At 72.1% G+C, this 24,554-nt stretch carries 20 protein-coding genes and 1 pseudogene; 13 read left to right on the forward strand and 8 right to left on the reverse strand.

From position 1 onward, the window contains the following. The first annotated feature begins 9 nt into the window (after positions 1-9). The 5 genes from OG403_RS30580 (at position 10) to gcl (ending at position 5,701) form a co-directional block, all read left to right on the forward strand. Positions 10-771 (forward strand): hypothetical protein, encoded by a 762-nt coding sequence (locus OG403_RS30580; RefSeq protein ID WP_329570104.1) that lies wholly within the window; start codon positions 10-12, stop codon positions 769-771. 4 nt (positions 772-775) lie between these two features. Next, on the forward strand, positions 776-2,158 hold the full coding sequence (locus OG403_RS30585) for a hypothetical protein (protein ID WP_329570106.1): 1,383 nt from the start codon (positions 776-778) through the stop codon (positions 2,156-2,158). Positions 2,159-2,236: 78 nt separating this feature from the next. Next, a complete protein-coding gene (locus OG403_RS30590; RefSeq protein ID WP_329570108.1) occupies positions 2,237-2,977 on the forward strand; it encodes a class I SAM-dependent methyltransferase in 741 nt (246 codons plus the stop codon). A 34-nt stretch (positions 2,978-3,011) separates the two neighbouring features. After that, complete coding sequence (locus tag OG403_RS30595; protein ID WP_329570110.1) at positions 3,012-3,800, forward strand: ATP-binding protein; 789 nt, start codon at positions 3,012-3,014, stop codon at positions 3,798-3,800. Between the two features lie 113 nt (positions 3,801-3,913). Then, the gene (gcl, locus tag OG403_RS30600; protein ID WP_329570111.1) at positions 3,914-5,701 is read left to right on the forward strand and encodes a glyoxylate carboligase; all 1,788 of its coding nucleotides are present in this window, start codon (positions 3,914-3,916) and stop codon (positions 5,699-5,701) included. A gap of 104 nt (positions 5,702-5,805) precedes the next feature. On the opposite strand, the gene OG403_RS30605 is transcribed toward gcl, so the two are convergent. The 7 genes from OG403_RS30605 to OG403_RS30635 all read right to left on the reverse strand — a co-directional run bounded on the left by OG403_RS30605 (position 5,806) and on the right by OG403_RS30635 (position 12,125). Continuing rightward, complete coding sequence (locus OG403_RS30605; RefSeq protein ID WP_329570113.1) at positions 5,806-7,452, reverse strand: MFS transporter; 1,647 nt, start codon at positions 7,450-7,452, stop codon at positions 5,806-5,808. A gap of 259 nt (positions 7,453-7,711) precedes the next feature. After that, positions 7,712-9,094 (reverse strand): 8-oxoguanine deaminase, encoded by a 1,383-nt coding sequence (locus OG403_RS30610; RefSeq protein WP_329570115.1) that lies wholly within the window; start codon positions 9,092-9,094, stop codon positions 7,712-7,714. A gap of 202 nt (positions 9,095-9,296) precedes the next feature. Further along, positions 9,297-10,211, reverse strand: coding sequence for a factor-independent urate hydroxylase (gene pucL / locus OG403_RS30615; RefSeq protein ID WP_329570117.1), 915 nt, complete (start codon positions 10,209-10,211; stop codon positions 9,297-9,299). A 30-nt stretch (positions 10,212-10,241) separates the two neighbouring features. Beyond that, positions 10,242-10,595, reverse strand: coding sequence for a hydroxyisourate hydrolase (gene uraH / locus OG403_RS30620; RefSeq protein WP_329570120.1), 354 nt, complete (start codon positions 10,593-10,595; stop codon positions 10,242-10,244). Positions 10,596-10,731: 136 nt separating this feature from the next. Then, on the reverse strand, positions 10,732-11,262 hold the full coding sequence (gene uraD, locus OG403_RS30625; protein ID WP_329570121.1) for a 2-oxo-4-hydroxy-4-carboxy-5-ureidoimidazoline decarboxylase: 531 nt from the start codon (positions 11,260-11,262) through the stop codon (positions 10,732-10,734). A gap of 186 nt (positions 11,263-11,448) precedes the next feature. After that, entirely contained in the window at positions 11,449-11,832 is a 384-nt protein-coding gene (locus OG403_RS30630; RefSeq protein WP_329570123.1) for a helix-turn-helix domain-containing protein, read from the reverse strand. Further along, a complete protein-coding gene (locus OG403_RS30635; protein WP_442911096.1) occupies positions 11,829-12,125 on the reverse strand; it encodes a thiamine-binding protein in 297 nt (98 codons plus the stop codon). The genes OG403_RS30630 and OG403_RS30635 overlap by 4 nt, the downstream gene beginning before the upstream one ends. A 192-nt stretch (positions 12,126-12,317) precedes the next feature. Between OG403_RS30635 and OG403_RS30640 the strand changes: the two genes are divergently transcribed. From OG403_RS30640 to OG403_RS30675, 8 genes and pseudogenes are all read left to right on the forward strand, one after another. Next, on the forward strand, positions 12,318-13,160 hold the full coding sequence (locus tag OG403_RS30640; RefSeq protein WP_329570127.1) for a hydroxypyruvate isomerase family protein: 843 nt from the start codon (positions 12,318-12,320) through the stop codon (positions 13,158-13,160). 46 nt (positions 13,161-13,206) lie between these two features. Next, positions 13,207-14,100, forward strand: coding sequence for a 2-hydroxy-3-oxopropionate reductase (locus OG403_RS30645; RefSeq protein ID WP_329570129.1), 894 nt, complete (start codon positions 13,207-13,209; stop codon positions 14,098-14,100). A 359-nt stretch (positions 14,101-14,459) separates the two neighbouring features. Beyond that, complete coding sequence (locus OG403_RS30650; RefSeq protein WP_329570130.1) at positions 14,460-15,605, forward strand: glycerate kinase; 1,146 nt, start codon at positions 14,460-14,462, stop codon at positions 15,603-15,605. 121 nt (positions 15,606-15,726) lie between these two features. Then, the gene (gene allB / locus OG403_RS30655; RefSeq protein ID WP_329570132.1) at positions 15,727-17,079 is read left to right on the forward strand and encodes an allantoinase AllB; all 1,353 of its coding nucleotides are present in this window, start codon (positions 15,727-15,729) and stop codon (positions 17,077-17,079) included. Positions 17,080-17,126: 47 nt separating this feature from the next. Next, positions 17,127-18,194 (forward strand): annotated as a pseudogene (gene alc, locus OG403_RS30660) (allantoicase); the annotation flags it as partial. A 316-nt stretch (positions 18,195-18,510) separates the two neighbouring features. Further along, complete coding sequence (locus OG403_RS30665) at positions 18,511-19,971, forward strand: catalase (RefSeq protein WP_329570136.1); 1,461 nt, start codon at positions 18,511-18,513, stop codon at positions 19,969-19,971. Positions 19,972-20,220: 249 nt separating this feature from the next. Further along, complete coding sequence (locus tag OG403_RS30670; RefSeq protein WP_329570137.1) at positions 20,221-21,000, forward strand: IclR family transcriptional regulator; 780 nt, start codon at positions 20,221-20,223, stop codon at positions 20,998-21,000. A 164-nt stretch (positions 21,001-21,164) separates the two neighbouring features. Beyond that, the gene (locus OG403_RS30675) at positions 21,165-21,380 is read left to right on the forward strand and encodes a hypothetical protein (RefSeq protein ID WP_329570139.1); all 216 of its coding nucleotides are present in this window, start codon (positions 21,165-21,167) and stop codon (positions 21,378-21,380) included. Positions 21,381-21,523: 143 nt separating this feature from the next. On the opposite strand, the gene OG403_RS30680 is transcribed toward OG403_RS30675, so the two are convergent. Continuing rightward, on the reverse strand, positions 21,524-24,529 hold the full coding sequence (locus OG403_RS30680) for an AfsR/SARP family transcriptional regulator (RefSeq protein WP_329570141.1): 3,006 nt from the start codon (positions 24,527-24,529) through the stop codon (positions 21,524-21,526). Between the last annotated feature and the right edge of the window lie 25 nt (positions 24,530-24,554).

A 24,554-nucleotide genomic window follows, 5' to 3' on the forward strand; every position in this document is an offset into this window, starting at 1 on the left:
GGCTGCACCATGAGCACGACCCACACGGACAGCTTGGTCGAGTTGGCTGCCCGCAAGGAACTGCCGCACCACCAGTTCACCGACGCCGTCACCGTCGAGTGGATCAAGGCCAACCGGCCCGACTTCCCGGTGGCCTGGCCGCCGCCGCTGCGCCCCACCACGAAGGCCCTGATCGAGTCGGCCGCCATCCCCACCCGGTGGCTGGCCCAACCTCAGCTCGCCGACTCCATCCACGGCCACCGGCACGGCCTGCGGACGGCAGTCCTCGCCGCGCTGCTGGCCGACTGGTACGGGCTGAACGAGTCGGACGCCGCCGCCGTGGTCATCGCGGCGGCAGTGCACGACTGCCAGCGGCACCACGACAAGGGCGACCCGGGCCATGGTGGACGGGCCGCGGTCTGGCTGGCCGCCAACGCCGACCTGGTCTGGACGCACTTCCGTCGCCGGCCCAGCCCGAGCGAGGTGATCAGGGCCGCCATCGCCGTGCGGCTGCACGAGGTGGCGTACGAGGCGTTCACCGCCGACGACCGCGTCGACCACACCCGAAACCGGCAGATCTGTGACCTGGTGAAGGTGGCGGACGCCCTTGACCGCTTCCGGCTGCCGAAGCTCTCCTGGTGGCCGAACGCCCGGTACGTCCGAGAGCCGGCCTTCGGCCAGCTCGAACCTCTGGCCTTCGACCTGGTGGTTACCTCGGAGGCGGCCTTCCTGGCCGGCGCCTCCAGCATCGAGGCGGTCCGGTTCGCGGTGGCCGAGAAGGGGCTGGTGTAGGGCCGTGGACTTCGTGGACGCCTACGAAAGCTGGGCCGACGCGCACGCCTTCTTCGGCGCCAGCCTCGTCCCGGAGATGCCTAACCCGGATGATCCGCTCGGCGTGCAGAAGGCGGCCTGGACCGACCGCCTGTCCTCCGGCACCCCCAACGGCCACCTGCTGCGCCGCAACGCGCTGTTCGACTCGCTGGGCAGCGGCGGCAAGCTCCACCTGCTGCACGTCACCCACGCCCTGGAGAAGATCAGCCGGGATGGCGTGCTGTACCCGTCCGGCGGGTGCCTGGTCGGCAGCATCTACTGTGCGCCGCTCACCGAGGCGGACCACGGCTTCCGGCCGCACAACCTCGGCTCGTACGTGCTCACCCGCGAGGCGCCGGCGTTCCTGGCGAAGATCGGGCGGCCGGACCACGAGCCCACGCCGCTGGTCTTCGAACTGGACCTGCCGCCGCAGGCGTACCAGGGGCTGGCCGGGGTGGACTACCTCCGGCTTGGGGCGATCCACCTGGCCATCTACTCCCACCTCGAGTACCTGCTGAGCAAGGGCGAGCGGCACCGGCTGCGCGAGACGGTGGTCAGCCGGGTGAAGAACTCCACCGCCTTCCTCGCGCTGGCCGCCGCCATCGCCTACCAGGGCGCGACCGTGGCGCCCGCGGACTTCCTGCGTCAGCTCGACGCGACGATCCCGCGCCTTCCGATCCTCGGCTACCTGTTCTTCGAGGCCCTGTCCGAGTACGTCATGCTGCACTCCACCAGTTCCCGTACCCGGCGACTGGCCGAACTCGGCGAGTTAAACAACTGGCTCTACAAGGAGCTGCTGTTCGCCGTGCCGGGGATGATCGGCCGGTTCGACCTGGCCAAGTTCCACGTGCCCGATCTCGGCGACACCCTCCGAAAGGTCGACACCACCCTCGACCCGAACGCGGCGGCGGCCTACCTCACCGACCGCATCAGCCACCTGGTGGCCGCCCGCCTCTTCACCGCCGGTCAAGTGCCGGACCGTTGGCGCCACACCAAGTGGGAGTTCGACAGCCTCGCCACCCAGCTCGGGCCGTTGCTCGGCCACCTGATCCACCGCGAGCTGCGCACCTTCGGCCGCTCGCCGGACTTCTACTTCTACTTCGACCAGGTCAAGGCACTCCAAGCCTGGAACTACTGGAACCACCTCGACATCCCGGTGCCCTTCAACGGCACCATCCCCAAGGGCGAGATCGGCATCAACCCGGCCTACCCGGACCTCCAGTACAGCGTCTGGCGCGCGGTCGCCGACGAGGCCGGCAACCTGCACCCGACCGAGCAGCTGGACCTGACCGTCACCCCGCGCCTGGTCGACCTCCGCTCCACCCTGATGCGCAACAACCAGTGGGCCGCTGCGCCTGCGGTCGCCTGATTCCACCTTCGCGACCTTCGCGCCGTAGCTGACGCCCGGTCCCTTCCACCTTCATCACGTGACGAGGAGACGCTTGCCATGCCCCGGGACATTTCCGGCCCACCGTCGATCGACCTGCTCGGTGAACAGATCGCTGCGCTGCTGGCCGACCCCACGCTCAGCCACGGCTTGGCCCGCACCCTGCGCGCCGCCGCCAAGGAAGTCGAGCTGAACCGCTACCACCGGGCCAGCCAGCGCGCCTGGCCGAACGGCTTGGAGCAGCGGCCGGCGAAGGTCCAGATCGGTGGTGGCAGCCACCAGATCGACGGCTTCTTCAACATCGACCTGGTCCCGCCGGCCGATCTGCTCTGGGACGTGCGCGAGGGAATTCCCCTCCGGGACAACACCGTCGAGTTCATGTTCTCCGAGCACTTCCTGGAGCACATCGACTACCCGCGGTCCGCCAAGCAGTATGCCCGCGAGGCCTTGCGGGTGCTCAGCTCCGGCGGTCAGCTGATCACCGGCGTGCCGGACGCGAGCTTCGTGCTGAACCGGTACCCGGCCCCGCCGGAGCAGAGCGCCGAGATGGTCGAGCGCTGGTACGCGAAGCGTGACTGCCGGGAGGACATCAACACCTTCCTCGACCTGATCAACTACGTCTTCCGCGACCAGGACGACGACCCGACCTACAACCCCCACCTCTGGGCCTACGACCACGAGAAGTTGGTCCAGCTGTTCACGGAGGCCGGCTTCACGACGGTGGAGCCCTGGACCTTCGACCCGACCCTGGCCAACCCCAAGCGCGAGTGGGCCAGCGTCTACGTCATCGCCACCAAGTAGGTACTCGGCTCTACCCACGCACCACAGTCACCTCATGCTCGCCGACACACCGAACGCCGTCGGCTGGGCCAGGAAGCACACCCGTGACGTGCTCCGCTGCTGGCAGGCACCGCCAGACCTGATCGACGCCGCGCTGCTGGTGGTGTCGGAGCTGGCGACCAACGCCATCCGGCACCAGGACACCAAGCAGCCCGAGCCGCTGACCTCGGCGGAGCTGACCACGGTGCGGTTGTTCGGCCTGGACCTCCAGCTGCGCGGCCAGGCCGTGTTCGTGGCCCTGCTGGTGGGAGTGCCGGGCAGTCAGCAGCTGGTCGACCTTGCGGCGGCAGTCCATGGCCGTGTCGAAGACGAGTTGCGGCGGCTTGCCGGAGGAGGCGTCAGAAGTCGCCAACCCACACGCCCCTCCCGGTCGTTGACCAGGATGCACCGTCGGTCCGCCCGGCCTGCCCCAACCCCCCGGAGGAGAGTCACACCGATGAGCACCCCCCAAGTGCAGACGCCCGAGCAGCCGTTCAGCAGAATCAAGGTCCGCGTCACCGGCCCGGTCTTCTGCGGCGACGACGTCGCGCTGCTGCGCCGGGACCGCGCCGACACGGGACTTCGAGCTGGAACCTGTCATCGACGAGAACTACACCTGGATCTGAATCGGATGGCACGGGCTTCCCAGCACAGGTGGGGAGCCCGTGCCGGCGGCGGGGCTGGGAGAGGGCCCTCGCACCCGAAGGGTACGTATGCGAATGGTGTATTCGTTCCGAATGGCCGACCGACCGCGAGGCCGCTGATGGATGGATCGCCAATGGCTGTCGCTTCAACGAGTTGTTGAAGATGGACCCCGGAAACCCTTGACGCCCCGTCGGGCTGCCGCCTACCGTAATTTCGCATCCTAAAAGCAATATTCCGCATGGTGGAATACGAGCCGACCGCAGGAGTACCCCGATGCCACGAATGACAGCCGCCCGCGCGGCAGTGGAGATCCTCAAGCGCGAAGGCGTCGAGGTCGCGTTCGGCGTGCCGGGCGCCGCGATCAACCCGTTCTACGCCGCGCTGAAGGCCGGCGGCGGGATCCGGCACACGCTGGCCCGCCATGTCGAGGGCGCCTCCCACATGGCCGAGGGGTACACCCGTGCCAAGGCCGGCAACATCGGTGTCTGCATCGGCACTTCGGGTCCGGCCGGCACCGACATGATCACCGGCCTGTACTCGGCCATCGCCGACTCGATCCCGATCCTGTGCATCACCGGGCAGGCGCCGGTCGCCAAGCTGCACACCGAGGACTTCCAGGCCGTCGACATCGCCGCGATCGCGGGGCCCGTCACCAAGGCCGCGACCACGGTGCTGGAGGCCGCGCAGGTCCCGGGTGTCTTCCAGCAGGCCTTCCACCTGATGCGCTCGGGCCGCCCCGGCCCGGTCCTGATCGACCTGCCGATCGACGTCCAGCTGACCGAGATCGAGTTCGACCCGGAGACCTACCAGCCGCTGCCGGTCTACAAGCCGGCCGCCACCCGGGCCCAGATCGAGAAGGCGATCGGCCTGCTGCTGAAGTCCGAGCGCCCGCTGATCGTGGCCGGCGGCGGGATCATCAACGCCGATGCCAGCGACCTGCTGGTCGAGTTCGCCGAGCTGACCGGCACTCCGGTCATCCCCACCCTGATGGGCTGGGGCGCGATCGCCGACGACCACGAGCTGAACGCCGGCATGGTCGGCGTGCAGACCGCGCACCGCTACGGCAACGCGACCTTCCTGGAGTCGGACTTCGTCCTCGGCATCGGCAACCGCTGGGCCAACCGCCACACCGGCTACAAGCTGGACGTCTACACCCAGGGCCGGACCTTCGTCCACGTCGACATCGAGCCCACCCAGATCGGCCGGATCTTCGCCCCGGACTTCGGCATCGCCTCGGACGCCAAGGCCGCGCTGGAGCTCTTCGTCGAGGTGGCCAAGGAGCTCAGGGCCGCGGGCAAGCTGCCGGACCGCAGCGCCTGGGTGGCCGCCGCCCAGCAGCGCAAGGCGACCCTGCTGCGCCGCACCCACTTCGACAACGTGCCGCTGAAGCCGCAGCGCGTCTACGAGGAGATGAACCGGGCCTTCGGACCGGAGACCCGCTACGTCACCACCATCGGCCTCTCGCAGATCGCGGGGGCGCAGATGCTGCACGTCTACAAGCCGCGCCACTGGATCAACTGCGGCCAGGCCGGCCCGCTGGGCTGGACCATCCCGGCCGCGCTCGGTGTCGCCACCGCCGACCCCGAGACCCCGGTGGTGGCGCTCTCCGGCGACTACGACTTCCAGTTCATGCTGGAGGAGCTGGCGGTCGGCGCCCAGCACCGGATCCCGTACGTCCACGTCCTGGTGAACAACGCCTACCTGGGGCTGATCCGGCAGGCGCAGCTCGGGCTGGACCTCAACTTCCAGGTCAACCTGGAGTTCGAGAACATCAACTCCCCGGAGCTGGGCGTCTACGGCGTCGACCACGTCAAGGTGATCGAGGGCCTGGGCTGCAAGGCGATCCGGGTCACCGAGCCGGACCAGCTGCTGCCCGCCTTCGAGGAGGCCAAGAAGCTCGCCGCCGAGCACCGCGTCCCGGTGGTCGTCGAGGCCATCCTGGAGCGGGTCACCAACATCGCGATGAGCCGGACGGCGGACATCAGCGACGTCACCGAGTTCGAGGAGCTGGCCACCGAGCCGGGCCACGCCCCGACCGCGATCAGGACGCTCCAGGTCTGACCGGTCGCCGCGGCCGGCCGGCCGACAAGCGAAGGCCCGTCGACTCCCCGGTACTCCCCGGGAGTTGACGGGCCTGCTCGCCGTCAGCCGTCAGCCGTCAGCCGTCAGCCGTCGGCCACCTCCTTGGCCACGCCGGACGGGCAGGGGCTGCCCCGGTCGAAGGAGTACCTCCCGGTGATCCGGTAGGTGCCGGGGGACGGCGCGTAGAGCACCGTCCAGTCGCCCTGTTCGGCCAGGCAGCCACTGGCGTCCCCCTGGTCACCGGCGATGCCCAGCCACGGCGACCAGGGCAGCAGCAGGTGCACCGGGCCCGCGCTGGGCACCTGGACGGTCAGCGCGGCCGGCCCGGCCTGCTGCACCACGGCGGGCGGCGCGGCCAGCGGGGTGGCGTCGGTGACCCGGTAGAGCCGCCAGCTGCCGTGCTCCCAGATCTGGTCCAGCCAGGGCTGCCCCGCCGAGACCAGCGCCGCCTCCTCCACCGCCGCGTCGTCCGGCTTGTCACTGGAGAGCGCCACATAGCCCACGCCCCAGCGCCGCAGCCAGGCGTGGTAGTCGGCCGGGGCCAGCTTGGCGGTGTAGAAGAGCGGGTTGCGGGTGACGTCCGCCTGCCGGTTCCAGCCACGGGCCAGGTCCACGTACGGTGCCACGCCGCTGGCCTCCCAGTGCGAGGCCAGCGGGACCACCTCCACCCGGGTGCGGTCCGCGCCGACCGCGTGCAGTTCGCCGATCAGCGCGTTGCCGTCGGCGGTCGCCCGGGCCACCGGAACGGTCACCAGCAGGTCGCCCAGCGTCCGCCCGGCCAGCCAGGCGGCCACCGAGACGAAGCCGACCGCCACCAGCAGCGCCCGACGCCGGGTCAGTCGGGTGTCCAGCAGCACCGCGAGCAGCACGGTGCCCGCGAAGAGCAGGCTGAGCCGCTCGACGTTGCTGCCCACCGGCGAGGGGATCAGCCAGACCAGCACCACCCCGACCGCGTAGACCAGCGCCCCGCGCCGCACCGTCGCCCAGCCGGCCGGCACCAGCGCGGCCACCGCGAGTGCCGCCGCCACCACCGGCGCCGCCGCCCACCAGTCGAACGGCTGCACCCCGTAGAACGGGAAGAGCAGCGAGGTGCCCGCCACCACCACGACCGGGGCCACCGCCAGCGGGTAGCTGTCCCGCCGACGCCCCGTCAGGAAGAGCGCGGCGGCCACCACCTCCAGGAACAGGCCGACCACCGGGCTGCCCATGGTGGCCAGCGCCGCCAGCGCGAAGAGCGCGGTGCCACGCAGCCGGGGGCCGGTGCGGGTGCAGGCGAGCACCGTGGCACCCAGCCCGAAGGCCACCCCGATCGCGAACGTCACCCGTCCTGAGGCGACGTCACACCAGAGGGCGAAGGCCGTCCAGAGCGCCGGCGCCAGCGGTCGGCGCAGACCCGAGCGGGTCAGCAGGGTGGCGGCCAGCGTCGCCGAGGCGGTGCCGGCCAGCATGCCGGTGGTCCGCACCCCGAGCAGGCCCATCAGGTAGGGCGACAGCACGCTGTACGAGGCGGTGTGGATCCCGCCGTACCAGGACAGGTTGTAGGCCGCGTCCGGGTGCTGGCGGGTGAACTCGGTCCAGGCGTACTGGGCCGCCAGGTCGCCCGCGTCGTTGGCCAGAGCCACGGCCCAGACCAGGTGCAGCACCGCGGCCAGCAGGGTCGCGGCGAATACCGGATGGCGCAGCGCGGCGGGCAGGCGGGCAGCGGGAATCGCCGACCCCACGGTGGTCATATGGTCTCTTTCGGCCGTCGAGGAGCGGTGTTCGGTCAGCTGAGCTGAGCTGAGTAGCAGTAACCTACGTCGCCTTCCCGCACGGTACGCCACAGCCCCGGACCCTCGCCGTGGGTCCGGGGCTGCGGTCCGCCCGACCTGACGGTCGGACGGAGTCCGGGTCACGCACCGTCCCTGGGCGGCCCGGAGTCCTGGTTCGCCGACCGGTCTCGGCCGGTCGGTGGTGGTGGTCGGTGGTGGTGGTCGGTCTGTGGCGGCGTCAGCCGCGGGCGGCCAGCTCCTTGGCGGCGCGGGCGCAGGCCAGCGCGATCTGGTCCTCGTTGACGGTGGTCAGGGTGTCCTTCTCGACCACCGCGTTGCCGTTGACGAAGAGCACCGCCAGCGGCGGCAGCGCGCCCATGGTCAGCGCGGCCACCGGGTCGGCGATCGAGGAGTGCATGATCCCGTCGACCTTCCAGAGCGCCAGGTCGGCGAGCTTGCCCACCTCGATCGAGCCGATCTCGTGCTGCCGGCCCAGCACCCGGGCGCCGCCCATGGTGCCCAGCCGCAGCGCGCCGCGCGCGGTCAGGGCGTTGGGGCGGCCGTGCAGCCGGTTGATCAGCAGCGCGTTGCGCAGCTCGGTGCCCAGTTCGCCGGACTCGTTGGAGGCGGTGCCGTCCACGCCCAGACCCACCGGGACGCCGGCCTTCAGCATGTCCGGGACCCGGGCGATGCCGGCCGCCAGCCGCGCGTTGGAGGACGGGCAGTGCGCCACGCCGGTGCCGGTCTCGGCGAACTTGGCGATGTCGGAGTCGTTCATGTGGACGCAGTGCGCCATCCAGACGTCCTCGCCCAGCCAGCCGGTGGACTCGAAGTAGTCGGTGGGGCCCATGCCGAACAGCTCCTTGCAGAACTGCTCCTCCTCGGCCGTCTCCGAGCCGTGGGTGTGCAGCCGCACGCCCTTGCGGCGGGCCAGCACGGCGGCTTCCCGCAGCAGCTCGGTGGAGACCGAGAACGGCGAGCAGGGCGCGATGGCGACGTGCAGCATCGAGCCGAACGAGGCGTCGTGGTAGGTGTCCACGGCCGCCTCGGAGGCGATCAGGATCTCCTCGGTGGTCTCCACCGCGTGGTCCGGCGGCAGGCCGCCGTCCTTCTTGCTGCGGTCCATCGAGCCGCGCAGCGCGGTGAAGCGCAGGCCGAGCGACTGGACGGCTTCTATCGAGGCGCCCAGGATGTCGCCGCCGTCCTTCGGGAACACGTAGTGGTGGTCCGAGGCGGTGGTGCAGCCGGACTTGAGCAGCGCGGCGGCCGAGCCGAGGGTGGCCGCGTGGACCAACTGGTCGTCTATCCGGGCCCAGGTCGGGTAGAGCGCGACGAGCCAGTCGAAGAGGATGTCGTCCTGGGCCAGGCCGCGGGTGATCCACTGGTAGAAGTGGTGGTGGGTGTTGACCAGGCCCGGGGTGATCAGGTGGCCCTCACCGTTGATCCGGCGCACCACGTTGTCCAGCCACTGCGGCGCCGGACCGTTGCCGACCGACTCGATGAGGTTGCCCTTGATCACCACGTGGCCGCGGGTGTACTCGGTGTCCTCGGCGTCGACGGTGGCGATGGCGACGTTCTCGATCACGATCCGCTGGTCGGCGGGCGGGGGCTGGACTGCCATGGTGACTCCTGGGGTGAGGGATGCGCGGGGGACCCGCGCGGTCTGACGGCGCGTGGGGGAGGCGGGAGACGGGCCGTCAGACCGCGCCGGTCCGGCTGGGGGTCACCGCCGTCAGCGGTACTGCGGGACTGCGGTACTGCGGTACTGGAGTCCCGAGGGCGGGACGGCGGAGCGAGAGTCCCTCGGGTGGGCGAACTCCAGGTCAGGCGACGGGTATCACCGGGGTGACGCCCTCGCGGTGCACGGTGCCCTCGATCAGGCCGTACATCCGGTCGGCGGCGTAGTAGACCTCGTTGTCGTTGCTGAGGTCGAAGGGCGACAGGTCGACCAGGAAGTGGTGCTTGTTCGGCAGCTCCAGCCGGACCTCGTCCACCTCGGCGCGGTTGTTCAGCACCCGGGTGCCCATCGCGTGCAGGGTCTGCTGCAGCGAGTAGGAGTAGGTCTCGGCGAAGGCCTCCAGCAGGTGGCGGCGGACATGCTGGTAGGAGCGGTTCCAGTTCGGCTGGGCCTCGTCCGCCCGGCCGCGGTAGGAGTACGCCCAGCGGGCCGTCACCTGGGTGGCCAGGATCCGGTCGTAGGCCTCCTGCAGGGTGGTGTACTTGTCCTTGATGTAGCCCCAGAACTCGGAGTTGGTCGTGTTCAGCACGACCAGGTCCTTGAGACCGGAGATCACCTGGACGATCTCGCCGTCGTAGCCGATCTCGGTGGTGCGGACCTCACCGCCGTCGCGGACGAAGGAGTGGCCGACCTCCTCGGAGCCGATGAAGCGCGAGGTGCTGTCCGGGGTCCTGATCCGGTTCCAGGAGTACTCCTCGATCCGGATCCGGGCGCCGTGCACCGGCGGGGTGTTGTCGACGAAGTGCCGCGCCAGCGTGATGCCGAACGCCTCCGCCGACTCGATGCCGTGCTCCTTGGCGAAGGCGTAGACGGTGTTCTTGGTGGTGTCGGTGGGCAGGCAGTTGGCGTTCGAGCCGGTGAGGTGGACGTCCTCGAAGTCGCCCTGGAGGGCCACCGAGACGTTCAGGTCCTTGATCTCGTGACGGGTGCTGTCACGGTAGACCCGGACGATGCGGTTCTCCGCCTTGCCGTACTGGTTCTGACCGAGCACGTGGGCCATGGCCGTCGGCTCCTTTGCTGTGTTGACCGTCTAGCTTCCGCGGTAGACGGAATATCCGAAGGGGTTCAGCAGCAGCGGCACGTGGTAGTGGTGCTGCGCGGGCGCGACCGTGAAGACGATCGAGACCTCGGGGAAGAACGGCGTCCCGTCCGAGGCGGCCGCGGCGTGATCCGCCGAGCGGTGGTACGCGGCCACATCGAAGCGGAGCCGGACGACCGAGCCCGCCTCCACGGCCGGCAGGTCCTTGACCCGGCCGTCGGAGTCCGTGGCGGAGGTGCCGAGCACCGTCCAGCCACCCTCGGTGTTGAGTGCGAGCTCGACCGGCACACCCTCGGCCGGGCGGCCGAGGCTGGTGTCGAGCACGTGGGTGGAGATGCCAGTCATGGCAGAAGTGACCTTACTGGTGGCGGGAGTGACGATCGATCAGCTGATGGTCCGTCAGATGACTGACGGTACGTCGGTACGCCAGGTACCTCGGTACGCCAGGTACCTCGGTTCGGCCGGCGGTACGTCGGTCGGGTCAGACGACCGGCTCGTCCAGGAGGCGGTTGAGCCGGATGTCGTTGATCCTGCGCAGCTCACCGCGGACGATCTCGGCCTCGGTGGCCGCGTCGTTCGGGAAGCGCTCGCGCAGTGCGGCGAGCATGGTGGCCGCGGTGCGCCCGGTGGCGCAGATCAGGAACACATGGCCGAACTTCGCCTCGTAGGCGGCATTGGCCTGCTGCAGTTCGTCGAGGAGTGTCCGGTCCACTCCCTGGATGCCGGCCTGCTCGCGCTCCGAAGTGGCGTCGCCCGCCTTGGGCTTGCCGATCCGGGCGTGGCCGGCCATCGCGTCGTTCAGGTCGGCGGCCGTCAGGCTCGCCATGGCCGCCGCGTTGGTGGCCAGCAGGGCCGCGCGGTCGGACCAGGGCCGATCGCCGGCGACGGCGGCGGCCCAGCTGGGGCTGGAGCAGACGTCCAGCAGAGTCCGCTCCAGTTCGGCGGCCGGAGCCGCCGCCAGCGCCCCGAGGGCGCCGGGCGCGTCAACTGACGCGTGGGGGTGGTTGGTCACGGGTGGACCTCCTGAAGAGTGGTGCCACCCGCACAAGCTAGATCCACCACCCCCGGCCGTCAACACTTTGTTGAAGCCTTGGTGGTTACGTTTCGAACCGCCGGTGTGATCCGCCCGCTTCCGTGTGCGATCCGCCAAGTGCGCCGGACTCGCCGCTCGGTGAGACTTGCCTGGTCGGCCGGGGTGTCAGCCGCCCTTCGGACCGTCCACCTGGCGGTTGAGGTAGTTGTACACCGTGAAGCGGCTGACGCCCAGGGCGGCGGCGACGGTCTCCACGCCGTGCCGCACGGTGAAGGCGCCGCGCTCCTCCAGCAGGGCGACGACCCGCTGCTTCTCCAGCCGGTCCAGCTCGCTGAGCGGCCGGCCGTCGAACTGCCGGGTCATCTCGGCCAGCAGGCGGTCGAGCGCGCTGCTCAGGTGGGGCAGTCGCACGGCCACCGCCGGTGCGCCGTCCCACTCCAGGATCACGTCGTCGGGCTTGGCCTCGGCGGGGTCCAGGGCGGTGGCGCCGACGGCGTCCAGCAGTGGCTTTATCGCCCGGGTCAGCGAGTGTTCCAGGGCGTCGGTCATGACGTGCCCGCTCCTTCCGGGGAGTCGGGGCCGGTCGGGGCCTCGGGGTTGGCGTCGGCGTCGGCTTCGGGGACCACGCTGACCTGGAAGGAGATCCGGCTGGCGCCGGCCTCCAGCGAGTCGTGCAGCAGTCGGGTCACCGCGCCGAGCACCTGCTCGGCCGCGCCTTCGGCGCTGGTGCCGAACGGGCCGACCGAGACGGCCAGGCCGGCCTCGTCGACCACCCGCCGGGCCGCCACCGCGTGGTCCGGGAAGTTGACCAGTTCGAACGGTTCTGTCGTGAACTCCACCATCAATCGCACGCGCTCACTCTAGCGAGCGGGCGACCGAGGGCTGGGTGGGCGGGACGGTTCGGCCGGCCGGCGAGAGCAGCTGTTTCAACAAACTGTTGTAGAGCCCTTGACACTCCCTCGGGTGCCCGTGGCAAGCTTCCACCAAGCAGAATCCCACTTCCACATTGTGGAAGTGGGAGAGAGAAGTGAAAGGTGAGGGACGTGACAGCCGCTTCCGAGCACAGCTACACGATCAACCTGTCGATCCTGTTCAGTGAGCTCCCGCTCCTGGAGCGCCCCGCCGCCGCGGCCGGTGCCGGCTTCACCAGGGCCGAGCTGTGGTGGCCCTTCGGTACGCAGACCACTCCTGACGCGGCCGAGCTGGACGCGCTGCGCAAGGCCTTCGCCGACGCGGGGGTGCGGCTGACCGGCCTGAACGTGCTGGACGACCTCACCGCGGGCGCCAAGGGCACCGCCTCACTGCCGGCCGAGCGCGAGCGGTTCCGCGAGAACCTTCCGGTGGCCGCCGCGCTCGCCTCCTCGCTCGGTGCCGGAGCGCTCAACGTGCTCTACGGCAACCGGATCGAGGGCGTCAGCGCCGAGGAGCAGGACGCGCTCGCGCTGGAGAACCTCACCCTGGCCGCCGAGGCGGCGCACTCCATCGGCGCGATCCTGCTGATCGAGGCGCTGAACAAGGTGGACGCCCCCGACTACCCGCTGCACACCGCGAAGGCCGCCGTCGAGGTGGTCGACCGGGTCAACGCGGCCACCGGGCTGGGCAACGCGAAGTTCCTCTGCGACTTCTACCACCTGGCCGTCAACGGCGAGGACCTGGTCGCCGTGATCGACAGCTACGCCGACCGGATCGGGCACGTGCAGATCGCCGACCACCCGGGCCGCAACGAGCCCGGCACCGGCACGCTCGACGTCCAGGACCTGCTGGCCCGGCTGACCGCCGCCGGGTACGCCGGCCGGATCGGCCTGGAGTACCGGCCGGCCACCGGGGTCAGCGCCGACAGCTTCGGCTGGCTGCCGCGCGAGCTGCGCGCCCGCTGACCACCCCTTTTCTCGAACTTCCCCCGTAACAAAGGACATTGACGCGATGAGCGCCTCCCGCAAGATCGCCTTCATCGGCCTCGGCATCATGGGCAAGCCCATGGCCGTCAACCTGGTCAAGGCCGGCCACCACGTCACCGGTTTCAACCTGGAGCAGTCCGCGATCGACGCGCTGGTCGCGGCCGGCGGCCACGGCGCGACCAGCATCGCCGACGCCGTCAAGGACGCCGAGATCGTCATCACCATGGTCCCGGCGGACCCGCACGTCGAGCAGGTCATCCTCGGTGAGGGTGGCGTGCTGGAGAACGCGAAGGCCGGCGCGCTGGTGATCGACATGTCCTCGATCACCCCGCAGACCTCGATCAAGGTCGAGGCCGCCGCCAAGGAGAAGGGCATCCGCACCCTGGACGCCCCGGTCTCCGGCGGCGAGGCCGGCGCGATCGAGGCGGTGCTCTCGATCATGGTCGGTGGCGGCGCCGAGGACTTCGCCGAGGCCAAGCCGCTCTTCGACGTGCTCGGCACCACCGTGATCCACGTGGGTCCGGCGGGTGCGGGGCAGACCGTGAAGGCCGCCAACCAGCTGATCGTGGCCGTGAACATCCAGGTGGTGGCCGAGGCCGTGGTCTTCCTGGAGAACGCGGGCGTCGACCTGCCGGCCGCGCTGGACGTGCTCGCGGGCGGCCTGGCCGGTTCCACGGTGCTGAACCGCAAGAAGGCCAACATGATCGGCCGCGAGTTCGCCCCGGGCTTCCGGATCGACCTGCACCACAAGGACATGGGCATCGTGACGGCCGCCGCGCGCGCCGTCGAGGCCCCGCTGCCGGTCGGCTCGCTGGTCGCCCAGCTGGTCGCCTCGGCGCGGGCCAACGGTGACGGCTCGCTGGACCACTCGGCCCTGCTGCGCGGCGTGGAGCGCCTCGCGGGCCGCGAGCTGAAGTAACGAGCTGAAGTAAGGGGCTGCCGCCCCGTTCAGCACAGACTCCTCCTGGTGGCGTGTACCTGTCCGGTCGTGCCCGCGCCACCAGGAGGGCACTTTCGACCAGCGGGCGGGTGTGGGGCTCATCCACTCCCGGACCAACCCGGGGGTTTCCCCGCCCGCTGGTCGTGCCAACCGGTGGTGCCGCGCACTTCGGTCGTGCGCGGCACACCGCCCGACCCCCTCCTGCGCCGAGGGGAGCCTCCCGTACGTCGGAAGCGGGACGGGAGGAACGGCGGGGAGGGGGTCGCAGCCCGTTTCGGCGGTCGCGATTCCGCATGATTGAAAGACCATCAGCTCGTCTCGGAAGTGAGGCCCGCACCATGCCCGCCAACCCCACTCAGGGCCATGTGGTCGTAGCTCCCGACAAGTTCAAGGGCACCCTGGAAGGCGCCGAGGTCGCCGCGCGCCTGGCCGCGGGCATCCGCCGGGTGCGGCCCGGCCTCGAGGTGCGCGAACTGCCGGTCGCCGACGGCGGCGAGGGCACCCTGGCCGCCGCGCTCGCGGCCGGCTTCACCCGGATCCCGGCCAAGGTGGCCGGCCCGACCGGCCTGCCGGTGGACGCCGCGATCGCCGTCAAGGGCGAGGTCGCCGTGGTCGAGCTGGCCCAGGCCGCCGGCCTGGCCCGACTGCCCGGTGGCCGCACCGCCCCGCTCGCGGCCGGCTCCTTCGGGGTCGGCCAGCTGATCGGCCGCGCGGTCTCGCTCGGCGTCCGGCGGATCGTGCTGGGTCTGGGGGGCAGCGCCTGCACCGACGGCGGCGCGGGCCTGGTCCAGGCGCTGGGCGTCGGCCTGTTCGACGCCCAGGGCGTCGAACTGCCGCCCGGCGGTGCGGCCCTGCGCCGGCTGCACCGCCTGGATCCCGGCTCGCTGGCCGACACCTTGGCCGGGGTGGAGATCGTGGTGGCCGGCGATGTCGACAACCCGCTGCTCGGCCCTCGTGGTGCCGCCGCCGTCTACGGCCCGCAGAAGGGCGCGGACGGCGCGGACCTGGTGGTGTTGGAGGAAGGTCTGACCCGCTGGGCCGACGTGGTGCGCGACAGCACCGGCGTGGACTTCCGTGACGCCCCCGGCGCCGGGGCCGCGGGCGGGGTCGGCTTCGCCGCCCTGGCCCTGCTCGGTGCCACCATGCGGCCCGGCATCGAGCTGCTGCTCGAGCTGCTGGGCTTCGACGAGGCCGTGCGTGGGGCACGCCTGGTCGTGACCGGCGAGGGATGCCTGGACGCGCAGACACTGCACGGCAAGGCGCCCGCCGGAGTCGCCGCGGCGGCCACCGGGGCGGGGGTTCCGGTGGCCGCTGTGGCCGGACGGGTCGAACTGGCCGAGGACCAGTGGCGTGGGGCCGGCTTCGTGGCCGCGTACGCGCTGGTCGAGCTGGCCGAACAGCCGGGGGACAGCATCAGCAAGGCGGCGGAGCTGGCCGAGCTGGCGGGGGAGACGCTGGCCCGGGACCTGCTCGGAGCCGAGTAGCGGCGCCTGACTGCCCTGGCTTGGCCAAGAGTTCATCGTATTTTCCTACATTGACGTTTTGTTGAAGGCGGGCCTAGGCTCCGAGCCACTCCCACCGCAGCAGTTGAGCCCGGAGGTCCTGATGCAGCAGTCGACCGTGCTGATCCGCTCCCGTCGCGTGGTCCTGCCCGACGGCGAACGCCCGGCCGACGTGCTGGTCCAGGACGGCCGGATCGAGCGGATCGCCGAGCACGGCTCGCTGCCCGCGCAGGCCGGCGAGCTCACCGACCTCGGCGAGGTCGCCCTGCTGCCCGGCCTGGTCGACACCCACGTGCACGTCAACGAGCCGGGCCGGACCGAGTGGGAGGGCTTCGCCACCGCCACCCGGGCCGCCGCGGCCGGCGGGGTCACCACCATCATCGACATGCCGCTCAACTCGATACCGCCGACCACCACGCCGCACGGCCTGGCGGCCAAGCGGAAGATCGCCGACGGGCAGGCCTGGGTCGACCTCGGCTTCTGGGGCGGGGCGATCCCCGGCAACACCGCTGACCTGGAACCGCTGCACCAGGCCGGTGTGTTCGGCTTCAAGAGCTTCCTCGCCCCGTCCGGGGTGGACGAGTTCCCGCACGTCGGACCCGCCGACCTGAGCGCCGCGCTCGCCGAGCAGGCCCGGCTCGGGGCGCTGGCGATCATCCACGCCGAGGATCCGGCGGTGCTGGACGCCGCCCCGCAGGAGCCCGGCACGCACTACCGCGACTTCCTCGCCTCCCGTCCGGCCGACGCCGAGACGGCGGCCGTGGCCCGGCTGCTGGACACCGCGCGGCGCACCGGTGCCCGGGTACACGTCCTGCACGTCTCCTCCGCGGCCGTGCTGCCGCTGCTGGCCCAGGCCCGCGCCGAGGGCGTCCAGGTCACCGCGGAGACCTGCCCGCACTACCTGACGCTGGCCGCCGAGGAGGTGCCGGACGGCGACACCGCCTTCAAGTGCTGCCCGCCGATCCGCGACGAGTCCAACCGGGACCAGCTCTGGGCGGCGCTGGCCCGCGGCGAGTTCATCGGCATCGTCTCCGACCACTCGCCCTCGACGCCCGACCTGAAGGAGCTTCAGGAGTACGGCGGCAGCGGCGACTTCGCCAAGGCCTGGGGCGGCATCGCCTCGCTGCAACTGGGCCTGGCGGCGATCTGGACCGAGGCCCGCAGGCGCGGCCACTCGCTGGGCGACGTGGTCCGCTGGATGGCCGCCGGCCCGGCCCGACTGGTCGGCCTGGACGGCACCAAGGGCGCGATCGCCGTCGGGTGCGACGCCGACCTGGTCGCCTTCGACCCGGACGCCGCCTTCCAGGTCGACCCGGCCGGGCTGCACCACCGCAACCCGGTCACCCCGTACGCGGGGAAGACGCTGACCGGTGCCGTGCGCACCACCTGGCTGCGCGGGCGGGTGGTGGACGTGCGTGCCGAGCCCTTCGGCCGGCAGCTCCGTCGCACCCGCTGACGCCGCGCGCCCATTTCCCTTCATCACCGCTGAGGAGCGACGACGATATGAGTGACAGTCAGACCCCGGCCGCTCCCTTCACCGAGCTGGTCGACCTCGCCTCCCGGCTGCTGGGCGCCGGCGTGGTGGCGACCAACGAGGACACCTTCGCGGACGCGGAGAACCTGCTGGTCGCCAAGCCCGCCGAGTTCCGCCCGCACACCTTCGGCCACAAGGGCCAGATCATGGACGGCTGGGAGAGCAGGCGCCGACGCGGCGTCAGCGCCGAGCAGCCGCACCCCACCGACGAGGACAGCGACTGGGCGATCGTCCGGCTCGGTGTCGCCGGCCGGATCCACGGGGTGATCGTGGACACCGCGCACTTCACCGGCAACTACCCGCAGAGCGGCTCGGTGCAGGGCGCCTCGATACCCGGCATCCCCTCGGTCGAGGAGCTGGCCGGGGCCGAGTGGACCGACCTGGTGCCGCGCACCGCGCTGCGCGGCGACACCGCGCACGAGTTCGCCGTCCAGGACCCGACCCGCTACACCCATGTGCGCCTGAACATCTGGCCCGACGGCGGGGTGGCCCGGCTGCGGGTGTACGGCGAGGTGCTGCCGGACCCGCGCGACCTGGACGGGCTCACCTTCGACCTGGCCGCCCAGGAGTACGGCGGGGTGGCCGAGGCGGCCTCGGACCGCTACTTCGCCTCCCCGCACAACCTGAACGCTCCCGGCCGCGCCACCGTCATGGGCGAGGGCTGGGAGACCAGGCGTCGGCGCGACAAGGCCAACGACTGGGTACAGATCGCCCTGGCCGGGAGCGGCGAGGTGCTGGCCGTCGAGGTGGACACCACCCACTTCATCGCCAACGCTCCCGGCTGGGCCGACCTGGTGGGCTACGACGCCTCCGGCGGCGGGGATCCCGCCGCCGACCCCGACGGCTGGTTCGAGCTGCTGCCGCGCACCCGGATCCAGCCGGACACCCGGCACCGGCTGCGGCTGCCCGGGTCGTCCGCCGCGACCGGCCGGCCGGTGACCCATGTGCGGATCAACGTCTACCCGGACGGCGGCGTGGCCCGGCTGCGGCTGACCGGCCGGCTCACCGAGGCCGGCCGGGCCGCCCTCGCGCTGCGCTGGTTCGACGCGCTGCCGGGCGCCGAGGCCGCGCGGGCGCTGACCGAGGCGGGGCTGACCGAGGCCGAGGCGCGGAGCCTGGCCGAGGCCCGTCCGCTGGGCGCGCCCGCCGAGGTGACCCGGGCCGTGGCGGCGCTGCGGCCCGCCGACGGGCCGGACGGCACCGAGACCTCGCGGCGGGCCGCCGCGATCTGGCGCCTGCTCGGCGTCTGACCTTTCCTCCCGCCCTTCGCAGAGCTCGCCCGGCCGGTCCCAACGGCTCCGCACCGTCTGCGAACCCGCAACTCCCGTAGCTGCCCGTACCTGAAGGACCCCCATGCCCAAGAACCTCACCACCGAGTCCGGCGCCCCGATCGCCGACAACCAGAACTCGGCCTCGGCCGGCGAGTACGGCCCGCTGCTCATCCAGGACCAGCAACTGCTGGAGAAGCTCGCCCGGTTCAACCGCGAGCGGATCCCGGAGCGGGTGGTGCACGCCCGCGGCTCCGGCGCCTACGGCTACTTCGAGGTGACCGACGAGGTCGCGAAGTACACCCGGGCCGACTTCCTCTCCGAGATCGGCAAGCGCACCGAGGTCTTCCTGCGCTTCTCCACCGTGGCCGGCAACCTGGGCGCCAACGACGCGGTCCGCGACCCGCGCGGTTTCGCGCTGAAGTTCTACACCGCCGAGGGCAACTACGACCTGGTCGGCAACAACACCCCGGTCTTCTTCATCAAGGACCCGCTGAAGTTCCCCGACTTCATCCACTCGCAGAAGCGCGACCCGTTCACCGGCATCACCGAGGCCGACAACGTCTGGGACTTCTGGGCGCACGCCCCCGAGGCCACCCACCAGATCACCTGGCTCTTCGGCGACCGCGGCATCCCGGCCTCGTACCGCCACATGAACGGCTACGGCTCGCACACCTACCAGTGGGTCAACGAGTCGGGCGAGGCGTTCTGGGTGAAGTACCACTTCAAGACCAACCAGGGGGTGCGCTCGCTGGACGGTGCCCAGGCCGCCGAGGTGGTGGGCGGCGACGCCGACAGCCACCAGCGCGACCTGCACCAGGCGATCGAGCGCGGGGTCTTCCCGTCCTGGACCCTGTACGTCCAGCTGATGCCGGTGGCCGAGGCGGCCGAGTACCGCTTCAACCCCTTCGATCTCACCAAGGTCTGGCCGCACGCCGACTACCCGCTGGTCAAGGTCGGCCGCCTGGTCCTGAACAGGAACCCGGAGAACGTCTTCGCCGAGGTCGAGCAGGCCGCCTTCTCGCCGAACAACTTCGTGCCCGGCATCGGTCCCTCCCCGGACAAGATGCTGCAGGGCCGCCTGTTCGCCTACGCCGACGCCCAGCGCTACCGCCTCGGCGTCAACCACACCCTGCTCGCCGTCAACGCCCCCAAGGCGACCGAGGCGAACAACTACGGCCGCGACGGGCTCTCGGCCGTCAACAAGGCCGGGCGCGGCAAGAACTACGAGCCCAACTCGTACGAGGGCCCGGCGCAGACCGACCGGGCACTGGCCGCCCCGGTGGCGCTGAACGGCTACACCGGCGGCTATCCCACCCCGGCGCACACCAAGGACGACGACTTCTTCCAGGCCGGTGAGCTCTACCGCCTGATGTCCGAGGGCGAGCGGAGCCGGCTGATCGACAACCTGGCCGGGTTCCTGGCCCAGGTCGGCCGCGAGGACGTCATCGAGCGGAACCTGGCGCACTTCCACGCCGCCGACCAGGAGTACGGCTCGCGCCTGGCGGCTGCCGTCGCCAAGCTCCGGGCCGGCGACGAGGGCTGAACCGGGCCCGACACCGGCGGGACCACCAGGGCTGACTGACGCACCCTCGGACGGGCCGCTCCTCCCGGGCAGTGGAGGAGGGGCCCGTCGTCCGTTTCCCGCCCCGACGTTTCCCGCCCGGACCGACCGCCTGGCATATGCCATTCGGCCAATACCCGTCACCTGCGGGATTCTCGCCGGACCACTGGGTACGAACACCGCTCGGTGGATAGGCTGGGGAGAATATCCGGGACGGCGGAAGGGGAGGCCATGCCGGCACATGGACAGGGTCATCAAATCACGCTGGACCAGGGCGAGTCCGGCCCGCACACCTCGCTGCGGCGGGCGTTGCGGCTGCTGGAGGCCGCTGACCGCCACCCCTACGGGGCGGGGCTGTCCGACCTGGTCCGGGAGACCGCGCTGCCCGAGCCGGTGGTGCGCGAGCTGGCCGCCCTGCTCTGCGCCGAGGGCTACCTGCAGCCGAGCGACGGCGGTTGGGTGCTGGGCGGCACCTTCGCGATGCTCGGCCAGTACAACCGCGAGCAGCTGATCCGGATCCGGCTGCAGCACAAGCTCACCGAGCTGCGCGACGAGTTGGGTGCCGCGGTCTACTTCAGCCGCTACCACGACGGCGAGCTGCGGGTGGAGGCGGTGGCCGAGGCCGCGCACGCACCCGCCGTCCACGAGTGGGTCGACTTCAAGGCCACCGCCCACGCCAGCGCGATCGGCAAGTGCCTGCTCAGCCAGCTCGACCACGACGGCCGCCTCGACCACCTGGCCCGGCACCCGATCGCCCGGCTCACCTCGCGCACCATCACCGACACCGACCAGCTGATGCACCGCCTGGAGCGGCAGCCCGCCACCCTGCCGATGCTCGACCTGCAGGAGTACGCGCTGGGCACGGTCTGCGCCGCCGTCCCGGTCATCGCCGGCAGCACGGTCGGCTGCCTGGCGATGTCGCTCCCGCTCGACAACGCCCATCGGCTGCGTGCGGCCGCCGAGTTGCTGGCCGAGCGGGCGGCGCCGCTGATGCTCGCGATGGCGGTCTGAGGGCCGACCGCCGGGATCACCCGCCCGGACCGCCTGGCCGACGGTCCCGGGTGTGCTCGGCGGGGGCGTTGATCGGGCGTTGATCGGCTGCTGCGAGGCTCGGCGCAGAACAGCCGGCCGAGCGCGCGAGGCCCGGCCGCACTGCTGATGAAGGGGCACCTTTGATGACGCACCGGACCTGGTCCCTCCCCGCCCGTCTGCGTGGCACCGTGGCCGCCCTGGGCCTGACCGCCGCCCTGGCCGTCGGCGTCACCGGCGCGCTGGCCGTCCCCGCGAGCGCCGCCACGGCCGCTTCGGTGCGGATGGCCCACGCCCCGAAGAAGGACGACTGGAACAGCAGCACGTCCGACCAGTGCATCTCCTGCGTCGTCCGGAACTGATCGCCCCGGCCCACGACCGAGCTCCGCTCGATCGGACACCTCCGGTCGAGCGGCAGCCGTCGGCCCGGCCCAGCCCGGCCCGGCCCGGCCCAGCCCGGCCCAGCCCGGCCCAGCCCGGCCCAGCCCGGCCCGGCTCGGTCGGGTCAGGCCTCGTCCAGCTCGGCCAGCAGCACCGTGACGTCCTCGGCATTGGGCAGCGCCAGCCGTTCGAACAACTCGCGGGCCCGGGTCAGCCGTTCGCGCGCGGCGGCCAGGTCCCCCAGCTGCGCGAGCGCCCGCCCGATCACCACCAGGGCCAGCCCCTGGTCCCGCTCCGCACCGAGCTCCTGGCAGATCTCCAGCGCCGTGCGCGCCTCGCGCAGCGCCTGCCGTGGCCGGCCCATCGCCCGCAGGGTGTCGGCCAGGCGGTAGCGGGCGTGCGCCTCCCGGGCCCGGATGCCGGTGTCGGTGGCGATGGTCAGGCACTCGGTGTACCGCAGCGCGGCCTCCTCGTACCGCCCCAGGTCGTACAGCGCGAGGCCCAGGACGTACAGCCCGTACGCCGTGCCGGGGCTGTCCCGCAGCTCCCGCAGCTCGGGCAGCGCCGCCTCGCAGGCGTCGGCCGCCTCCTGCGCGCGCCCGCTGCGCAGCCGGGACATGGCCGCGTTCACCCGGGTCATCAGCTCGCCCGAGCGGTCGCCCAGTTCGCGGGCCAGCGCGATCGCCTCGTCGTAGCAGGCGATCGCCTCCTGGTAGTGGCGCTGGGAGTGCTCGATCAGCCCCAGGTCGTTGAGCGCCTGACGCAGGATCACCGTGTCGCCCGCCGCCCGGCAGGCCGCCACCGCCCGCCGCGTCTCGGTGCGTGCCTCGCCGAGCCGGGTGGCACCCAGCGCGACGGTGCCGCAGAGGAAGGCGGCCCGGCCCCGCGCACCCTGGTTCCCGGTCAGCGCCGCGGCGTCGGCCAGCGCCCGCGCGGCCAGCGACAGCTGCCCGTAGTGGGCGTCCTGGCTGAAAGCGCTGAGGGCGATCAGCAGGTCGACCGCGGTCGCCAGCCGCGCGCTGCCGGCGGCGTCGGCGGCGGTGGTGCTGGTGCTGGCGCTGGTGGCACCGAGGGCCTCCCCGGCCAGCCGGGCCGCCAGCTCGATCGCCCCTTCGGACTCGGCGGCCACCCAGGCGCGGGCCTGCGGCAGGTTCGCGAACGCCCGGCCGCTCGGCCGGGTGGCCCGCCCGAGCGCGCCCGCGGTGGGATCGCCCGGCACCGCCTGCTGGAGCGCCGCGCACGCGCCGGCCAGCAGCACGTCGAGCAGCCGCTCGGTGGTCCGGGCGGCCTCGTCCACCGCCTCGGCCTCGGAGCGGCGCCGGGCGAAGGCCCGCAGCAGGTCGTGGTAGCGGTAGCGGCCCGGCGCCGGTGACTCCAGCATCGCGACGTCGACCAGGGACTCCAGCAGGTCCTCGGTCGCGCGCTCGTCCAGCGCCAGCACCGCCGCCGCCACCGCGAGCCCGACATCGGGCCCGTCGACCCAGGAGATCACCCGGAACGCGTCCGCCTGAGCGGTGGTCAGCTGCCGATAGCCGAGCTCGAAGGCCGCCTCCACCGCCAGATCGCCGATCCGCAGCTCGTCGATCCGGCGGCGCTGGTCGGTCAGCCGCTCGGCCAGGCCGCGCACCGTCCAGGCCGGGCGGGCCGCCAGCCGGGCCGCCACGATCCGCACCGCCAGCGGCAGGAAGCCGCAGGCCCCGACCAGCTCCAGGGTCTGGGCCCGGTCGGCGGCGAGCCGGTCGGCGCCGATCACCGCGGCCAGCAGGTCGGTCGCCTCCGCCGGAGTGAACACCTCCAGGTCCAGCTGGAGCACCGAGGGCAGCCCGACCAGCCTGGTCCGGCTGGTGACCAGCACCGCACAGCCGGCGGTGCCCGGCAGCAGCGGCCGCAACTGGGCGCTGTCCCGGGCGTTGTCCAGCACGATCAGCAGCCTGCGCCCGTCGGCCATCGAGCGGAACAGCGCCGATCTGGCCTCGACGCCGTCGGGGATGCTCTCCGGCGGGGCACCGAGCGCGGCCAGGAAGGTCGCCAGCAGCAGCTCGGGCGCCAGCGGGTCGGGGCCGCTGCCGCGCAGGTCGGCGTAGAGCTGGCCGTCGGGGAAGGCGGGCCTGGCCCGGTGGGCGGCGTGCAGCGCCAGCACGGTCTTGCCCACCCCGCCCATGCCGGCCACCGCGACGACGGCGGGGGCGCATCCGCCGGTGCGGGTGAGCGCTTCGCGGACCCGCTCGACCTGCGCCGCGCGCCCCGTGAAGTCGGAGACGTCCGAGGGGAGCTGGGCCGGGCGGGGGAGCGCGGGCCGGGCCGGGGCGGAGCCCGTGGGCGCGGCGGCCCGGTCGGCCGGGACGCCCGGGGCCTGCGGTTCGGCCGGAGCACCGACCAGCTCCAGGTCACCGTCCAGGATGCGCCGGTGCAGGCCGGAGAGCTCGGGGCCCGGCTCGACCGCCAGCTGGTCGATCAGCAGTTCCCGGGCCCGGCGGAACACGGCGAGCGCGTCGGCCTGCCGTCCGGCCTGGCAGAGCGCGCGCATCAGCAGCGCGTAGGGACGCTCCTGGAACGGGTAGTCGGTGGTCAGCATGCTCAGCTCGGGGACGCAGCGCGCCCCGTGACCCAGCCGCAGGTCCAGCTCGATCCGCTCGGCCAGCAGCCGCAGGCGCAGCTCGCCGAGCCGGGCCCGCTGGTGCTCCGCGAACGGCCCGGGGATGCCCGCCAGCGGCTCGCCCTGCCACAGCCGCAGTGCCCGGGCCAGCAGCTCGCGGGCCTCCTCGGGGCGTTCGGCGGCGGCGAGCTCGGCCTGCGCGGCCAGCTGCTCGGCCTGGTGCGCGTCCACCGCCCCCGGCTTCAGCAGCAGTTGGTAGCCGTCGCCCAGCGAGACCAGCACCTCGGGGTTCGCCCGGTTCGTCTCCAGCACCTTGCGGCACCGCCAGGCGTAGGTCCGGACCGTGGTGGTCGCCGCCGACGGCGGGTCCTCACCCCAGAGCGCGTCGATCAGCTCGGCCGCGCCGGCCGCGCCGCCCGGGCGCAGCAGCAGGACCGCCAGCATCGCCTGCTGCTGGGGGCTGCCCAGCCGCAGGCTCGCCGAGCCGCGGCTGCCCCGCAGCGGGCCGAGGACCGAGAAATTCAGCTCCTCCATGGCTGCCCTCCAGGCGGCACGCAAT

Origin of the sequence: Kitasatospora sp. NBC_01266, assembly GCF_036242395.1 — a bacterium.
GTDB lineage: Bacteria > Actinomycetota > Actinomycetes > Streptomycetales > Streptomycetaceae > Kitasatospora.

Bases quoted from the DNA above. Each gene is read 5' to 3' on its own strand.
- OG403_RS30590 (WP_329570108.1), top strand. From the start codon at position 2,237: ATGCCCCGGGACATTTCCGGCCCACCGTCGATCGACCTGCTCGGTGAA.
- OG403_RS30675 (WP_329570139.1), top strand. From the start codon at position 21,165: ATGACGCACCGGACCTGGTCCCTCCCCGCCCGTCTGCGTGGCACCGTG.
- uraH (WP_329570120.1), bottom strand. From the start codon at position 10,595: ATGACTGGCATCTCCACCCACGTGCTCGACACCAGCCTCGGCCGCCCG.
- OG403_RS30665 (WP_329570136.1), top strand. From the start codon at position 18,511: ATGCCCAAGAACCTCACCACCGAGTCCGGCGCCCCGATCGCCGACAAC.
- OG403_RS30605 (WP_329570113.1), bottom strand. From the start codon at position 7,452: ATGACCACCGTGGGGTCGGCGATTCCCGCTGCCCGCCTGCCCGCCGCG.
- allB (WP_329570132.1), top strand. From the start codon at position 15,727: ATGCAGCAGTCGACCGTGCTGATCCGCTCCCGTCGCGTGGTCCTGCCC.
- OG403_RS30580 (WP_329570104.1), top strand. From the start codon at position 10: ATGAGCACGACCCACACGGACAGCTTGGTCGAGTTGGCTGCCCGCAAG.
- OG403_RS30680 (WP_329570141.1), bottom strand. From the start codon at position 24,529: ATGGAGGAGCTGAATTTCTCGGTCCTCGGCCCGCTGCGGGGCAGCCGC.
- gcl (WP_329570111.1), top strand. From the start codon at position 3,914: ATGCCACGAATGACAGCCGCCCGCGCGGCAGTGGAGATCCTCAAGCGC.
- OG403_RS30650 (WP_329570130.1), top strand. From the start codon at position 14,460: ATGCCCGCCAACCCCACTCAGGGCCATGTGGTCGTAGCTCCCGACAAG.
- OG403_RS30595 (WP_329570110.1), top strand. From the start codon at position 3,012: ATGCTCGCCGACACACCGAACGCCGTCGGCTGGGCCAGGAAGCACACC.
- OG403_RS30635 (WP_442911096.1), bottom strand. From the start codon at position 12,125: ATGGTGGAGTTCACGACAGAACCGTTCGAACTGGTCAACTTCCCGGAC.
- pucL (WP_329570117.1), bottom strand. From the start codon at position 10,211: ATGGCCCACGTGCTCGGTCAGAACCAGTACGGCAAGGCGGAGAACCGC.
- OG403_RS30670 (WP_329570137.1), top strand. From the start codon at position 20,221: ATGCCGGCACATGGACAGGGTCATCAAATCACGCTGGACCAGGGCGAG.
- OG403_RS30630 (WP_329570123.1), bottom strand. From the start codon at position 11,832: ATGACCGACGCCCTGGAACACTCGCTGACCCGGGCGATAAAGCCACTG.
- OG403_RS30610 (WP_329570115.1), bottom strand. From the start codon at position 9,094: ATGGCAGTCCAGCCCCCGCCCGCCGACCAGCGGATCGTGATCGAGAAC.
- OG403_RS30645 (WP_329570129.1), top strand. From the start codon at position 13,207: ATGAGCGCCTCCCGCAAGATCGCCTTCATCGGCCTCGGCATCATGGGC.